The sequence below is a fragment of the Nocardioides sp. dk884 genome (assembly GCF_009557055.1).
Classification (GTDB): Bacteria; Actinomycetota; Actinomycetes; order Propionibacteriales; family Nocardioidaceae; genus Nocardioides.
Genome location: NZ_CP045649.1, coordinates 1199957 through 1214790, shown reverse-complemented (window position 1 = coordinate 1214790; position 14834 = coordinate 1199957). Strand labels below are relative to the sequence as shown.

Below are 14834 nucleotides of genomic sequence, written 5' to 3'. Positions count from 1 at the left end.
CGGTGGAGCTCTCGTCGAGCCAGGGAGAGGGCGAGGAGGGGGTCATCGGGTCGGTACCACCTGTCCGGGAAAGGCGATGAACGGGCGCACGGCGCCGATTCTCGCAACGTAGTGCTGACCTCGCTGGGCGAAGTCCGGCGGCGGTGTGCCGCGCAGGTAACGGTGGTGCAGGAAGCCGAGCTCGATCGCGGCCTGCTGGTAGTCACGCATCGCGCGCTCGACCTGCGGCCCGCCGTACGCACGAGCGTAGGCACGGGCCCGGCGACGAGCGCCGAGGTCGACGACCCAGCCGATGTCCGTCGCGGGGATCAGCCCGCGCTGCGCGGCGTCTCCCAGCGACGCGGCGAGCATCCGGCGCTCGGAGCTGCGCGCCCAGATCGCCAGCGCGGCGAGACCGAGCAGTGCCGGGACGCCGAGCACGACGTAGACCAGCATGAACGGACCGATCCCGAAGACGGTGGAGGCGTTCCACAGCCCGTGCGCGAGCACCGCCAGCACGTAGCCGGCCAGCGGCGCCGCCACGCGCAGCGCCGGGGTGCGGGCGCCCACGGCGATCCCGACCCCGATGCCGATGAAGGTCGTGAACAGCGGGTGGGCGAAGGGGCTGAACAGGCACCGCACGACGAACGTCGCGGTCAGCGCCTCGGTGCCGCCGGGGCCGAGGCCGTCGGTCCCGTTGTACGCCGCGGCGAGGTAGAGGATGTTCTCGGTGAAGGCGAAGCCGATGCCGACCATGCCGGCATAGACGATGCCGTCGAGGATGCCGTCGAGCTCGGCGCGGCGCCACCACAGCAACAGCACCAGGAACAGGCCCTTGCAGGCCTCCTCGGTCACCGGAGCCAGGACCGCCAGGTTCTCGGCCTCGCTGAGGCCGCCCACCAGTCCCCCGACCCCGGAGAGCAGGATCGCCGCGGCGGTGGCGACGAAGCCGCCCCACAGCAGCGCCGCGACGAGCAGCCCCCGCGGCTCGGGCTCGTAGCGGTCCAGCCACAGGTAGCACATCACCAGCGGGACGACCGGCAGCGCGGCCAGGACCGTCGCCAGGGCCAGCGTGCCCGGCGCACCGGAGAAGGCGATGAGCAGCAGCATGGCGAGTGCGCCGATGGCGACCAGCACGGCCACGAGGACCGTGAAGGCGACGCTGTCTCGACGGGCTCCCTGCACGGGCCGCAGCCTATCGGCCAACCGCCGTAGACCCCCGGTCGCGGGCGTACAGTCGAGTCGTGACCGAGCAGACGCCCCCCGAGACCGCTCCTGCGACCCCACCTGCGACGGAGTCCCACGACCCGGCCGTGCCGGCGGCGTACGCCGCGTTCATGCGCACCGGCTGGGGCGAGCGCGAGCTGGACCTGCCGCCGCACCCGATCACCCCCTGGGCCGCTGCGCGACGCGCGCGCCTGACCACGATGTTCCCCGGCGAGCGGCTGGTGCTGCCTGCGGGCACCTACAAGGTGCGCGCCAACGACACCGACTACCGCTTCCGCGCCGACACCGCGCACACCTACCTGTCGGGCAACCAGACCAGCGACGCCGTACTGGTCCTGCACGACGAGGAGGCGGTGCTCTACGCGCGGCCCCGCTCCTCGCGCGAGACCGACGAGTTCTTCCGGGACCGCCAGTACGGCGAGCTGTGGGCCGGGCGACGCCCCTCGGTCCACGAGATCTCCTCCTCCCTCGGCATCGAGGTGCGCCACGTCGACCGGCTGGCCGACGACCTGACCCGCGGCAACGCCCCGAAGACCCGGGTGCACCGCGGCATCGACGCACGCGTGGACAAGCTGGTCGCCGGCGACGCCGCGCTCGACGCCGACCTGGCCCGGGTGGTCTCCGAGCTGCGCCTGGTCAAGGACGCCTGGGAGATCGAGGAGCTGCGCGCCGCCTGCGACGCGACCACGCTCGGCTTCGAGGACTGCGTGCGCGAGTGGCCCCAGGTCCTCGAGCACGGCGAGCGCTGGATCGAGGGCACCTTCTTCCGCCGCGCGCGCACCATGGGCAACGACATCGGCTACGACTCGATCGTCGGCGGCGGTCGCCACGCGACCACGCTGCACTGGATCGACAACGACGGCCCGATCGTCCCCGGCGAGCTGCTGCTGCTCGACATGGGCGTCGAAGGGCGCAACCTCTACACCGCCGACGTGACCCGCACGCTGCCGGTCTCCGGCCGCTTCACCCCGCTCCAGCGCGACCTCTACGAGCTGGTGCTCGCCGCCCAGGAGGCCGGCATCGAGGCGGTCCGGCCCGGCGCGCCGTTCCAGGGCACCCACCAGGCCGCGATGTCGGTGCTGGCCCACGGCCTGGAGGACCTCGGGCTGCTGCCGGTCAGCGCCGAGGAGGCGCTCTCCCCCGACAGCCGCGTCTACGCCCGCTGGACGCTGCACGGCACCAGCCACATGCTCGGCATGGACGTGCACGACTGCGGCGCCGCCAGCACCGACGTCTACCCCAAGGGCGACCTCGCCGAGGGCATGGTCCTCACCGTCGAGCCGGGCCTGTACTTCCAGGAGGACGACCTGCTCGTCCCCGAGGAGCTGCGCGGCATCGGCATCCGCATCGAGGACGACATCCTGGTCGGCGCCGACGGTCCGGTGAACCTCTCCGCCGCACTCCCCCGCGCCGCCGACGAGGTCGAGGCGTGGATGGGGCAGCACCAGGGCTGAGCGGGTCGGTGGCTGCCGCCGGTCGGGCGGCAGCCGTCGGTCGAGGTCGTCGAGAGCACGGCCGCCCCGTGGGTCGAGGAGTCTGGCGAACCAAGAGCGGAGTCTCGATAGCCGCTCGCTGGCGCTCGCTGCTCGACCAACGGCATTCCGTCCGTCGAGCGCTGCCCCGTCGGTCGAGCTTGTCGAGATCACGGCCACCCCGTCGGTCGAGCGCTGTCCCGTTGGTCGAGCTTGTCGAGACCAGCGGCAGGGGTACGACGCCCCTCCGCCGGTCGAGCCCGTCGAGATCACCGCCGCCCCGTGGGTCGAGGAGTCTGGCGAACCAAGAGCGGAGTCTCGATAGCCGCTCGCTGGCGCTCGCTGCTCGACCAACGGCATTCCGTCCGTCGAGCGCTGCCCCGTCGGCGAGCTTGTCGAGAGCACGGCCGACGCCCCTGCCTCGTCCCTGAAGTCTTTACCTTCCAGTCTCAGCCAACCCCTTTCTCTCGAACGCACGTTCGAGTAGAATGAGGCGTGGCCTCCCCCGAACTCCCCGACTGCGACACTCCAGCCGCCGTGCTGGCATTCGCGCAGCGCCGCCGGGCTGCGGCCCAGCGGGCGGAGATCGACGTCTTGGAGGCCGCTCTGGTGTGGGCGGCGATGCACCCCGAACAGTCGGTCGCCGACGCGACACCGGCGACCGGGCTGGTCTTCGGCGAGCTGGCCGTCCCGCTCGCTGGTGAGGGTGCGCCGCTGGTGGCGGAGTTCGCGCCGATGGAGTTCGGTGCCGCGATCGGCATGTCGACCGACGCATCCCGTTCGCTCGTCGGGGATGCGCTGGAGCTGGCGCACCGGCTCAAGCGGACCTGGAAGCTGGTCCGCGCCGGCAAGGTCCCGCTGTGGAAGGCCCGGCGACTCGCGCAGCTGACTACCACGCTGCCGATGGACGGCGCGGAGTTCGTGGACCGCCAGCTGGCCGGCTTCGTGGGCAAGATCAGCTGGGCCGGGATCGAGCGGCTCGTCGACCAGGCCCGGGTCGCCTTCGACCCCGAAGGTGCGGAGAAGGAACGTCTCGCCGCAGCTGAGGGACGCCGGTTCGACGTCCACACCGACAAGGCCATCCACGACGGCACCGTCCACGTGGAGGGGGTCCTCGACCTGGCCGACGCGATGGATCTGGACACCGCGATCCGCCAGGGCGCGGAAGATCTCGCCGCGCTCGGATCGACGGAGTCCCTCGATGTGCGCCGCTCCATGGCCGCTGGTGAGCTCGCCCGACGCCAGCTCGCCTTCGACCTGCGGGTGGAGGCGGGTGGGGGCACCGCTTCGGTGGTGAAGCCCCGCCAGGTCGTCATCCACGTGCACCTGTCGCAGGCCGCGGTCTCCCGCGACGAGGCAGGCATCGCGCACGTCGAGGAGACCCGGTCCATCGTGTCGACCGAACAGGTCCGACAGTGGTGCGGCGCTGAGACTCAGGTGGTCGTGAAGCCGGTCATCGACCTCGAGGCCCACCACCACACCGATGCCTACGCCGTCCCTGACAAGCTCGCCGAGCAGACCCGTCTCGCCCAACCGGTCTGCGCTTTCCCCTGGTGTGAGCGCCCCGCCCGGCGCTGCGACACCGACCACGTCATCGCCCATGGCGCGGGACCGAGCGGCGGCCCGACCTGCTCCTGCAACCTCGCCCCGCTCTGTCGTCGACATCACCGGGCCAAGACCCATACGGGCTGGTCCTACGACAAGACCGACACCGCGACGTACCTCTGGCGGTCCCCACACGGGCTCCACCTCGTGAAGGACCACGGCACCACCCATCTCCTCACCGCGCACCCGCCCGACGAGTAGGTCTCGCGTCCCGACCCCGCCCGCACCCCGCCGGCGGGGCCGTATCCCTGCGCTGGCTCGGGTCCTCCCCGGGCGTATCCCTCTGCGCTGGCGACTCGATGTCCGGACTGCGCGCGTCGGCGTTCGCGCTCGACCTGCGGCGCGGTGCTCCGGGTCAGCGAGGGAATGAGCGACCGCAGCTCCCTCGTGGTCACCGCGTCTCGATGGTCGCGGTGATCGCACCGCCCATGCTGGCGATCCGCTCGGCGGCGTCGCCGTCGAGCCGGCCGAGCACGACGATGCCCGGGTAGTAGGACTGGTCACCGTAATAGAGGACGAGGTCGTTGCCCGGGGCGTAGTAGCCCAGGTCCCCGATGTCCGGGTCGGCGCCCTCGGGTTGGCCCTCCAGCGACAGCGGCGCAGGCAGGGGGCCGGTCTTCTCGACCCCCTGGTGGTCGGTCATCTCGAGCGTGACCGGCAGCTGCGCGACGAGGTCGGTGGCCGCGGAGCTGTCCTGCAAGGTGGCGGTAAAGATCTGGCCGCGGACAATGATCTGGATCTGCATCGGATCCTCCAGGTGGTCGTCCGGCTCCGCTGCGGCGTCGGACGAGCTGCGACGGCAGGTGTCCCCCTCGAGTGAACACGCCACGGCGCCACGGCGGGAGTCCTTGGCGAAGGGCGAGCGCCGGTCGGCACCCGGGACCTGCCTCACTCCCGTGAGAGGGTCTGGCCCATGCCGTCACTCGGGCGCGACTTTCGGTGGCTGTGGACGGGGAACGCAGCGGGCAACATGGCCGACGGCGTTGCCTTCGTAGCCATCCCCCTGGTCGCCACGTCGATCACCACCAACCCGACAGTGATCGCCGGACTGGCGCTGGTGTACTCCGCAGTTCGGATGCTCCTGGTCGTGCCTGTGGGGGTCGTCGTCGATCGCGTGGATCGACGGTTGCTCATCTGGCTGCCGAACGTGCTGAGAGGGCTGATCCTCGTTGCGCTGTCGTTGGCCTTCACCGCCGGAATCGAGTCGCTGCTGCTCCTCTACCTCGCGTTTGCCCTCGTCGGCGTGATGGAGATCGCCGCCGACAACGCTGCCCTCTCGGTCTTGCCTGCCCTGGTCGAGCCTGACGACCTGGACCGCGCCAACGGCCGGATCACCACCGCACAGCTGGTCGCCGACGAGTTCGTCGGTCCTCCGTTGGGCGGCTTCCTGTTCGCCATCGCCGTCGCCGCACCGCTCGCCGCGACAGGTGCGTTGTACGCGGCAGCCGGACTCGTGTTCCTGGCGATCCCGCGACAACCACGCCCCGCAAGGACTGACGAAGTCCCGGGCAAGCGCCCGACAATGTGGCGGGACGCGGCGGCGGGGGCCAGGTGGATCCGGGGCCAGCAGCTGCTCCTCGGCCTGGCGATCACGGGAGGCCTCGCGAGCGTCGCCTACATGATGACCTTCTCGATCATCGTGCTCTACGCGACGGACACCCTGGACGTCGGTCCCACGGGATACGGAGTGATCCTCGCCGTGTCCTCGCTCGGCGGGCTCCTTGCCTCCATCTCCACAGCGAGGATGAGGCGGGCCGTCGGATACCGGATCCTGGTTCCCGGCGCACTCGCCCTCGGGGCCATCACGATGCTCGGGCTCTCCGTCACCACGAGCCCCTACGTCGCCGGCCTGCTGCTGGCGGCGTACATCTTCCACGCGACGGTGTGGAACATCTGCGTGGTCTCACTACGTCAACGGCTGGTCCCCGACGACCTGCGTGGACGGCAGAACAGCCTGTTCAAGCTCTCCGGACTCATGGGACTCGTCATCGGGGCTGCGATCGCGGGCCCGATCGCCTCCGCCGCCGGACTTGCCGCGCCCTTCGGGATCGCTGGACTCATCTTCGCCGGATGCACTGCCTACACCTCCCGGCTGCTGAAGCACGAGCCCGAGACAGTGGGCCGCACCGCCATCCCCTAGTGCGCCTCCGCAGCAGCCCGCAGCCGGTCCAGCACGGCACGCACCCGCTCGGCCGGCAGCTTGGTCACCTCGCGGTCGTAGGTGAGCAGCCCGTTGAGCTCGTCCTCCACGTCGCTGACCTGGGTGTAGACGATCGCGGCCAGGCCCTGGCGCACCGCGGGCACGAGCTGGTCGTCGTGGAGCCGCTCGAAGGCCGCGAGCAGGTCTGAGGCGGTGCGCATCTTCCGGTAGCCGAAGCTGCCCTCGCCCCACACGTGGCCGGGCACGGGCAGCGCGTAGCCGCCGTACTCGGTCAGCGCCAGCACCCGCTCCTCGCGGCGCAGGCGCACCGAGCGCGGGGTCCGGAAGTGGCGGAAGTAGACGTGCAGGCTGCGCAGGTCGCCGGCGCCCTGGTCGTGCCAGCCGCTGGCGTGGTCGATGATGCGGGTCGGGTCGAGCAGCCGCACCTCGGCGGCGATCCGGACCGCGTCGAACTGTCCCCAGCCCTCGTTGAACGGCACCCAGGCCACGATCGAGGGCACGCTGCGCAGGTGCTCGACCATCGCGCGCAGCTCCGCCTCGAACCCGGCCCGGCCGGCGGCGTCCTCACGGGCAAACCGGGCGTGGGCGCGGGCCCCGGTGTCGCGGTAGTGCACGAACGGCGCGACCGCGGGAGCGGTGACCACCTTGCCGCGGTAGGCGCCGCCGCCGTTGACCGCGTCCTGCCACACCAGCATCCCGATCCGGTCGCAGTGGGCGTACCAGCGCATCGGCTCGACCTTGATGTGCTTGCGCAGCATCGTGAACCCGAGCCGCTTCATCTCGGTGATGTCATGGACCATGGCCGCGTCCGACGGCGGCGTGCACAGCCCGTCGGGCCAGTAGCCCTGGTCGAGCACCCCGGCATGGAAGTACGGCGCACCGTTGAGCAGCAGCCGCGGGCGCCCGTCGGGGCCGGGCCCCACGCCGACCGAGCGCATCCCGACGTAGGAGGTCACCTCGTCGGCGAGATCACCCGAGCCGAGCCGCACCCGCACGTCGTAGAGGAACGGGTCCTCTGGCGACCAGTGGCGTGCGTCGGGCACCCCCAGCCGCAGCGGTACGCCGGGGCGCGCGACACCCCGGGCCACGACCGCGCCCTCGGCGAGCAGCTCCACCTCGGCCGGGGCATCGAACTCGGGGCCGGCCGCGTGCACGGTGACCTCGACCGCGGAGGCGGCCGGGTCGGCGGCCACCAGGTGCGGCACCAGGTCGAGGCGGGTGACATGGGTGGCCGGCACGGTCTCCGCCCAGACGGTCTGCCAGATGCCGGAGTGCGGGGTGTACCAGATCCCGCCGCGCTCGGTGCGCTGCTTGCCCCGGGTCAGCGGCACCGCCTCCGTGCGGTCCCGCACCGCCACCAGCAGCCGCACCGACCCGTCGGCCGCGAGGGCGTCGGTGACGTCGCAGCTGAACGGCAGGTAGCCACCGACGTGCGCGCCGACCTCGACCGGTTCGGCGCCGGGCGGCCCGGCGAGCACCCGGCACTCCTGGTCGACCGCGCCGAGGTGGAGCAGCACCCGCTCCCCCGACCCCGGGCGCACCGCGGCCGGCAGGGTGACGGTGCGGTCGTACCAGAGCGCCTCGTCGGCGCCGGGGCCTCGGGCGGCACCGGACAGCGGCGCCTCCGGGGAGAACGGCACCACGATCTCGCCGTCCCAGGCGTCGGGCACCGGCCCCTCCAGCGGGGTCGGCACGATCGCGTGGGACCAGCGGCCGTTGAGGTTGTGCCAGCGCGGACGCACCAGCTGCGGGCGCGGGTGCTCGGGCAGCGGGTGGTCGCGGTCGAGCTCGCGGCCCCATCTGGTGAGCAGCGGGACGGTCGGCAGGCTGGTCAGGGGGCTCATGCGCCCAGCCTCCTCGGTGGGGTCCAGCACCACGACGAGCAGCGCCCTTCCATGTCTCGCAGATCAGGTTTCCCCGACTCGAACGTGACGTATGTCCTACGATCATATACACCTACGGACGGGTTTCCACGGAGTGGAACGCGTCGTCGCCGGATGAGGGGACCCCCATGCCTGACATCACTCCTGCCCTGACCCGTCGCGGCCTGATGGGCCTCGGTCTTGGCGCCGTGGCCGCCTGGACGCTGGCCAGCTGCAGCACCGACGAGGGCGGAGCGGGCACCGGCGGCGGCGGCAGCGCGCTGCCCGCCGCCGCGATCACCCTCGGCTCGACCGCGATCACCAGCGCGATCGACCCGCACGCCGCGACCTCCAACGTCGGGCGCACCTACGCCATCAACGTCTTCGACTCCCTGGTCGACTTCGATGGCGAGGGCGAGATCGTCGCCTCGCTGGCCACCGACTGGACGCGGGTCGACGACACCACCCTCGAGCTGACCCTGCGCGAGGGCGTCACCTTCCACAACGGCGGCACCTTCGACGCGAAGGCCGTCAAGGCCAACGTCGAGCGGATCCTGTCCGGCGACCCGGCGTACTCGCTGCTCGTCGGCCGCCTCGGTCCGATCAGCAAGGTCGAGGTCATCGACGCGCGCACGGTGCGGGTGATCACCTCCGCACCCGACCCGATCCTGCTCAACCGGCTCACGATGATCGACATCGTCGACCCCGCCACGATCGGCAAGGAGGTCACGGTGGAGACCATCTCCGGCACCGGCCCGTTCCGCGTGGTCGGCTACAAGCCCGACCAGGAGGTCGAGCTCGAGCGGTACGACGACGCCTGGCAGCCCTCCGAGAGCATCGCCACCGCGACCCTCGTGGCGATCAGCGACCCCAGCTCGCTGGCGATCGCGGTCCGCGCCGGCGAGGTCGACACCGCCTTCGGCCTCGCGCCCGACCAGGTCGCCCAGCTGCAGGGCACCCTCGACCTCGAGACCCCCAGCGCCGGCTCCTGCGCGATCTGCTCGCTGATCCCCGACGCCGAGCCGGCCCTGGCCGACCCGCGGGTGCGCCGGGCGATCAACATGGCGATCAACCACGAGGAGTTCGTCGAGGTCGGTCTCGGCGGGTACGGCGAGGTCAGCACCGGCCAGCTGCTGCAGCCCGGCTACCTCGGCTACGACGACAGCCTCGAGGGGTTCCCCTACGACCCCGACGGCGCCAAGGAGCTGCTGGCCGAGGCCGGGGTGAAGGACCTGGAGCTGCCGATCGTCACCACCGCGTTCTTCAAGGCCCAGGCCGAGATCGTGGTCGGCTACCTCGAGGCGATCGGGGTCAAGAGCCGGGTGGAGCTGCAGGACCTGTCGGCTTTCCTCGGCACCCTGCTCAGCAAGAGCGAGTTCCCCCTCGTGTACTGGCAGACCGACTACTTCGACCTCCAGGACATCCTGAGCGTCACCCGCTTCGGGCCCCAGCAGCCCGGCACCCAGCTGCACTTCGAGAACCCGCGCTACGCGGAGCTCTACCAGCAGGCGACCGTCGAGCTCGACGACGACAAGCGCGCCGCGACCATCCAGGAGATGGCCCAGCTGCTCAACGAGGAGGCGGGCGTGCTGTTCCTCGGCTGGCCCAAGCTGGCCTACGTGCACAGCCGCGACGTCGAGCTGAACCTCGACGGGGAGTCCCTGATCAACCTGCAGAAGGTCGTCCGCTCCGCATGAGCGACCTCGCCACGCCGGAGGCGGCGGAGGTCCGGGCCCCCGCCGCCACCGGTGGGGTGCTGCGCACGATCGCGCTCTGGGTGCTGCGCCTGCTGGTGGTCACCCTCGGCATCCTCACCATCTTGTTCTTCCTGCTGCGCCTCTCCGGCGACCCCGCGGCGGTGGTCGCCGGGGCGGGCGCCACCGACGAGCAGGTCAAGCAGGTGCGGGTCTCGCTCGGGCTGGACCAGCCGCTGCTGACCCAGTACGCCCAGTTCCTCGCCGACACCGCCCGCCTCGACTTCGGCAGGTCCCTGCTCACCGACCAGCCCGCGCTCGCCCTGGTGCTGGAGCGGATGCCCGCGACCCTGCTGCTGGCCGCGATCACGATCGTGGTCTCCACGCTGGTCGGCGTACCGCTCGGCGTGCTCGCCGCGGCGCGCCACCGGCGTACGACGGGCCGGCTGCTGTCGCTGCTGGCCGCCCTGTTCCAGGCGGTCCCGAGCTTCCTGCTCGGCATCCTGCTGCTGCTCGTGCTCGGTCTCCAGCTCGGCTGGCTGCCGACGTACGGCTCCGGCACCCCGGCGCACGTGGTGCTGCCGGTGGCCACGCTGGCCGCGTTCACCATCGCCCGGATCGTGCGGCTGACGCGGTCGGGGGTGCTCCAGGCGCTCGGCCAGGAGTTCACCGGCGCCGCCCTGGCCCGTGGCGCCACCCGGCGCCGGGTGCTGTGGCACCACGCGCTGCGCAACGCCCTGGTGCCGCTGACCGCGTTCGTCACCATCGAGGTCGCGCACCTGATCTCCGGGGCGGTGATCGTGGAGTCGCTCTTCGCCTACGACGGCGTCGGGCGCCAGCTCGTGGACTCGATCTTCCGCCGCGACTACCCGGTCGTGCAGGCGACGGTCTTCGTGATCGCGGTGCTCGTGGTGCTCGTCAGCGCCGCCGGCGACCTGGTGCTGCACCGCCTCGACCCGCGCATGAGGAGGGAGGCATGAGCCGCCTGCTGCGCCGCCCGGCGGTGGCCGTCGGACTCGGCGGCCTGCTCGTGGTGCTGGTCCTGGTGACCTTCCCGGGCCTGCTCACCGAGCACGACCCCAACACCCAGACCCTCTCCCAGCGCCTGGTCCCGCCGGCCTGGATGGCCGGCGGGTCGAACGACCACCTGCTCGGCACCGACCACCTCGGGCGCGACATCGTGGCGCGCACGCTGCACGGCGGCCGGGTCTCGCTGCTGGTCGGCTTCGTCGCCGCCACCGCCGCGAGCGTGCTCGGCATCCTGCTCGGGCTGCTCGCCGGCTACCGCGGCGGGTGGGTGGACCGGGTCGTCACCGAGGCCGGCAACGTGTGGCTCGCCTTCCCGTTCCTGGTGCTGGCCATCGCCACCGTCGCCGTCGTCGGCTCGGACCTGACCGTGCTGGTCGTGCTGCTCGCCGTCGCGGCCTGGGTGACCCCGACCGCGATCACCCGGGCGGCCACCGCCTCGCTGCGCGGCGAGGACTACGTGCACGCCGCGATCGGCATGGGTGCCAGCGACACCTGGATCCTGCGCCGCCACGTGCTGCGCACGGTGCTGGCGCCCAACCTCGTGGTCTGGACGCTGACCGTCGGCACCCTGGTCGTCATCGAGGGCGCGCTCAGCTTCCTCGGCCTCGGCGTCCGTCCGCCGACCGCGTCGTGGGGCAGCATGCTCAACGACGGCCGGGCCTACCTGGAGACCTCGTGGTGGCTGGTCGTCTTCCCCGGCGCCGCGCTCACCCTCACGGTCGTGCTCACCAACCTGCTCGGCGACGGCCTGCGCGACGCGCTCGACGTCAGGACGGAGTCCCGATGAGCACCCCCGCTCCCCTGCTCGAGATCTCCGGGCTGCGCCTGGAGACCGGCCCGGCGAACGCAGCGGTCCGCATCGTCGACGAGGTCGACCTCGCGGTCCGGCCCGGCGAGGTGCTCGGCCTCGTGGGCGAGTCCGGCTCCGGCAAGAGCCTGACCATGCGCTCGGTGCTCGGGCTGCTGCCCGGCGGCGTGCGGGTGGGCGCCGGCCGGGTCGGCTGGGCCGGCGAGGACCTGCTCGACGCCTCCGAGGCCCGGTTGCGCGAGGTCCGCGGCCGCGAGGTCGGGATGGTCTTCCAGGACCCCGCCCAGGCCCTGGACCCGCTGATGCGCGTCGGGGACCACATCGTGGAGACCCTGCGGCTGCACGACCGGCGGCTGTCGCGGCGCGAGGCCCGCGCCCGCGCCGTCGAGGCGCTCGCGGCCGTCGGCGTACCCGACCCGGAGCGGCGGGCGCGGCAGTATCCCCACGAGTTCTCCGGCGGCATGAAGCAGCGCGCGATGATCGCGGTCGCGCTGGCCAACAGGCCGCGCCTGGTGATCGCCGACGAGCCCACCACCGCCCTCGACGTCACCATCCAGGCTCAGGTGCTCGACCTGCTCCGGGCCGCCCGCGACGACCTCGGCACCGCCGTCGTGCTGATCACCCACGACCTCGGCCTGGTCGCCGAGATCGCCGACCGGGTCGCGGTGATGTACGCCGGCCGCGTGGTCGAGACCGGCCCGGTGCAGCAGCTGTTCGACGACCCCCAGCACCCCTACACGCGCGGGCTGCTCGCCAGCCGCCCGCACCTCGCCGCGCGCGGCGCCGCGCTGCCGGCCATCGCCGGGCAGCCGCCGCTGCCCGCCGGGCGACCGGGCGGGTGCGCGTTCCACCCGCGCTGCCCGCTGGCCCTCGACGTGTGCCGCACCCAGGTGCCGCTGCTGGAGCTCCGGGGCCCCGAGCACCACGGCGCCTGCCACCTCCCGGCCCCCGAAGGAGCCCTGCGTTGAGCAACCCTGCGTTGAGCGACCCGGTGCTGCGCGTCCAGCGGCTGCGCAAGACCTTCCCGGTCACCGTCGGCAGGCGGCGTACGACGCTGCACGCGGTGGAGGAGGTGTCCTTGGAGATCGGCCGCGGCGAGACCTACGCCCTGGTCGGGGAGTCCGGCTGCGGCAAGTCCTCGGTCGCCCGCTGCGTGACCCGGCTGCACGAGCCCACCGGCGGCGTGGTCGAGGTGCTCGGCACCGACGTCACCCACCTCTCGCGGCGTGCCCTGCGCCCGCTGCGCCCGGGCTTCCAGCTGGTGTTCCAGGACCCCTACTCCTCCCTGGACCCGGCGTACACCGTGCAGGCGCTGGTCTCCGAGCCGCTGCGCGTGCAGCGGCGCCCGCACGACCGTGCACTGGTCGCCGGGCTGCTCGAGGAGGTCGGGCTCGGCGCGGAGCTGCTGGACCGCCGGCCGCACGAGCTCTCCGGCGGCCAGCGCCAGCGGGTGGTCATCGCCCGGTCGTTGGCCCTGGGCCCGGACCTGCTGGTGCTCGACGAGCCGGTGGCCGCACTGGACGCCTCCGTGCAGGCGCAGGTCGTCAACGTGCTGCGCGACCTGCAGCGTCGCCGGGGGCTGGCCTACCTGTTCATCTCCCACGACCTCGGCGTGGTGGCCAACCTCGCCGACCGGATCGGGGTCATGTACCTCGGCCGGATCGTCGAGGAGGGCACGGTCGAGGAGGTCCTCGGCAGCCCGCAGCACCCCTACACCCAGGCGCTGGTCTCGGCGATCCCCGTCTCCGACCCCGCCCAGCGCGACAGCGCCGCCCGGATCCGCCTGCAGGGTGAGCCGCCGAGCCCGATCGACCGGCCGACCGGGTGCGCCTTCGCGCCCCGGTGCTGGCGGGCCGAGGACCGCTGCCGCACCGAGACCCCCGCGCTCGTACGCCGCGACGGCACCGACCACCCGGTCGCCTGCCTGCTGACCGGCGACCCGGTGGACCCGGTGGACCCGGTGGACCCGGTCGATCCCATGGACACAGCGGCGGCCGCGCGCTGACCCGGCCTCAGGCCTTGCGGGCGGTGGTGAGCAGGTACTCCCAGCGCATCGGGCCCTCGGCGACTCCGAAGCGGCGCGGCAGCTCGGCGAGCTCGGCGTCGAGCTCGGCGGTGCGCTCCTCGTCGTCGGCGACGTTGCGGTAGGTGGCGATGGTCGGTCCGTAGACCGCCTTGAAGTAGTCGCGCCACTCCTCCCCCGTCGAGAACCCTCCGACCTCGAGGCTCTGCCGCGTCGAGCGCAGGTCGGTGACCTCGGCGCCCAGCAGGTCGGTGAGGTGGGCCTCGTCGCCCCACAGCGGCGGGGCCTGGGCTCCGGGCGGCGGAGGCGGGGCGAAGGGCCGCATGGCGGCGAACGCCTGGCCGATGAAGCCCTGCGGCGTCCACGACAGCAGCGCGATCGTGCCGTCGCGACGACAGACGCGCACCAGCTCGTCGGCCGCCTCCTGGTGGTGGGGCGCGAACATCACCCCGACGCAGGACACGACCGCGTCGAAGGTGCCGTCGTCGTAGGGCAGGTGCTCGGCGTCGCCGGCCTCCCAGGCCAGCGCGAGCCCCTCGGCCTCGGCGACCCGGCGGCCCGCCTCGAGCAGCTCGGGGGTCAGGTCGCTGGCGGTCACCTCGGCGCCCGCGCGGGCGGCCGGGAGCGCGGCGTTGCCGGTGCCGGCGGCGACGTCGAGCACGCGGTCGCCCGGGGCGAGGCCGGCAGCCTGCACGAGGGCCGGGCCGAGGCCGGTGATCAGGTCACTGACCAGCCGGGGGTAGTCCCCGCTGGCCCACATCGCCCGGTGCTTCGCCTTCACGGCCTGGTCTGCGGTACTCGCCTCGGTGGTCATGACGCTGCCTCTCTCTCGGGGGAACTGACGCCTCCCACGCTGCGCCCGGACCCCCGCGCGCCGATAGTGCCGCTTGTGTAGCGCGGGTGGTTCCGGATCTGTAGCGCCGCACCACTGGCGCGCCTGCGCCCGCGGGCGTGTACTGGAGCCTCGAGGTGAG

12 protein-coding genes are annotated in these 14834 nt (G+C 72.6%); 8 read left to right on the top strand and 4 right to left on the bottom strand.

The genetic code is table 11. The features are described 5' to 3' along the window. Positions 1–42: 42 nt before the first annotated feature. The gene (locus GFH29_RS05940) at positions 43–1164 is read right to left on the bottom strand and encodes a PrsW family intramembrane metalloprotease (RefSeq protein ID WP_153322487.1); all 1122 of its coding nucleotides are present in this window, start codon (positions 1162–1164) and stop codon (positions 43–45) included. 59 nt (positions 1165–1223) lie between these two features. Here GFH29_RS05940 and GFH29_RS05935 point away from each other — a divergent pair, with 59 nt between their 5' ends. Both GFH29_RS05935 and GFH29_RS05930 read left to right on the top strand, forming a co-directional pair. Then, entirely contained in the window at positions 1224–2660 is a 1437-nt protein-coding gene (locus tag GFH29_RS05935; RefSeq protein WP_228387789.1) for an aminopeptidase P family protein, read from the top strand. A gap of 513 nt (positions 2661–3173) precedes the next feature. Continuing rightward, complete coding sequence (locus GFH29_RS05930) at positions 3174–4484, top strand: HNH endonuclease signature motif containing protein (RefSeq protein ID WP_153322486.1); 1311 nt, start codon at positions 3174–3176, stop codon at positions 4482–4484. A 190-nt stretch (positions 4485–4674) separates the two neighbouring features. Here GFH29_RS05930 and GFH29_RS05925 read toward each other — a convergent pair whose 3' ends face one another. After that, entirely contained in the window at positions 4675–5028 is a 354-nt protein-coding gene (locus GFH29_RS05925; protein WP_153322485.1) for a cyclophilin-like fold protein, read from the bottom strand. 168 nt (positions 5029–5196) lie between these two features. Here GFH29_RS05925 and GFH29_RS05920 point away from each other — a divergent pair, with 168 nt between their 5' ends. Continuing rightward, on the top strand, positions 5197–6423 hold the full coding sequence (locus GFH29_RS05920) for an MFS transporter (protein WP_153322484.1): 1227 nt from the start codon (positions 5197–5199) through the stop codon (positions 6421–6423). Here GFH29_RS05920 and GFH29_RS05915 read toward each other — a convergent pair. Beyond that, positions 6420–8288 (bottom strand): glycoside hydrolase family 2 protein, encoded by a 1869-nt coding sequence (locus tag GFH29_RS05915; protein WP_153322483.1) that lies wholly within the window; start codon positions 8286–8288, stop codon positions 6420–6422. The two genes, GFH29_RS05920 and GFH29_RS05915, sit on opposite strands and share 4 nt — an antisense overlap. 167 nt (positions 8289–8455) lie before the next feature. Here GFH29_RS05915 and GFH29_RS05910 point away from each other — a divergent pair, with 167 nt between their 5' ends. The 5 genes from GFH29_RS05910 to GFH29_RS05890 are packed head-to-tail and all read left to right on the top strand — an operon-like array spanning position 8456 to position 13842. Continuing rightward, a complete protein-coding gene (locus tag GFH29_RS05910) occupies positions 8456–10003 on the top strand; it encodes an ABC transporter substrate-binding protein (RefSeq protein WP_153322482.1) in 1548 nt (515 codons plus the stop codon). Then, on the top strand, positions 10000–10980 hold the full coding sequence (locus GFH29_RS05905) for an ABC transporter permease (RefSeq protein WP_153322481.1): 981 nt from the start codon (positions 10000–10002) through the stop codon (positions 10978–10980). Before GFH29_RS05910 ends, GFH29_RS05905 begins: the two co-directional genes overlap by 4 nt. Next, positions 10977–11816: an ABC transporter permease gene (locus GFH29_RS05900; protein ID WP_153322480.1), complete on the top strand. Its 840-nt coding sequence runs from the start codon at positions 10977–10979 to the stop codon at positions 11814–11816. Before GFH29_RS05905 ends, GFH29_RS05900 begins: the two co-directional genes overlap by 4 nt. Then, positions 11813–12805 carry an ABC transporter ATP-binding protein gene (locus GFH29_RS05895; protein WP_153337580.1) on the top strand — a complete coding sequence of 331 codons (993 nt, stop codon included), beginning with the start codon at positions 11813–11815 and terminating at the stop codon, positions 12803–12805. The genes GFH29_RS05900 and GFH29_RS05895 overlap by 4 nt, the downstream gene beginning before the upstream one ends. Beyond that, positions 12802–13842 carry an ABC transporter ATP-binding protein gene (locus GFH29_RS05890; protein WP_228387788.1) on the top strand — a complete coding sequence of 347 codons (1041 nt, stop codon included), beginning with the start codon at positions 12802–12804 and terminating at the stop codon, positions 13840–13842. Before GFH29_RS05895 ends, GFH29_RS05890 begins: the two co-directional genes overlap by 4 nt. 7 nt (positions 13843–13849) lie before the next feature. Here GFH29_RS05890 and GFH29_RS05885 read toward each other — a convergent pair whose 3' ends face one another. Beyond that, a complete protein-coding gene (locus GFH29_RS05885) occupies positions 13850–14674 on the bottom strand; it encodes a class I SAM-dependent methyltransferase (RefSeq protein ID WP_153322478.1) in 825 nt (274 codons plus the stop codon). Positions 14675–14834: the final 160 nt, after the last annotated feature.